Annotated in this window: 1 protein-coding gene; it reads right to left on the bottom strand. The window is 56.0% G+C overall.

All coding sequences use genetic code 11. From position 1 onward, the window contains the following. Nucleotides 1-88: 88 nt before the first annotated feature. On the bottom strand, nt 89-325 hold a 237-nt coding region (locus ABG80_RS23440; protein WP_235513773.1), incomplete at its 5' end, for a hypothetical protein.

Below are 325 nucleotides of genomic sequence, written 5' to 3'. Positions count from 1 at the left end.
GTGCCCCACCACCAACCTGCGCCTGAGATCCTGCAATTCGTCGTTCATCGCTACGTTCCCACGTTCATCTACGTGGGAACGTAGGCTGTCAGAGCACAGCCTTGGTGGCTAGGGTGGGGTTCAATGACCGCTTACGCTGCAACTGCAGGCTGACTGCGTCAAAGATGGCGCGTCCGCCCAGGCTACCTTGTCCGTCCTGAACAACTCGCAAGCCATTGATCTGCAATGCTATTTTGGTTGAAGTGTGGTGCGATATTTGCAAGGAAACAAATACCGGCCCCGCGCTTTCTTGCAAATTTGGCAGCCCATGAAGCCCCACACCCGC

The sequence above is a fragment of the Aquabacterium parvum genome (assembly GCF_001447195.1).
GTDB lineage: Bacteria > Pseudomonadota > Gammaproteobacteria > Burkholderiales > Burkholderiaceae_C > Aquabacterium > Aquabacterium parvum.
Note: the sequence above shows the minus strand (reverse complement) of the source record. Positions and strands in the feature narration are given on the sequence as shown.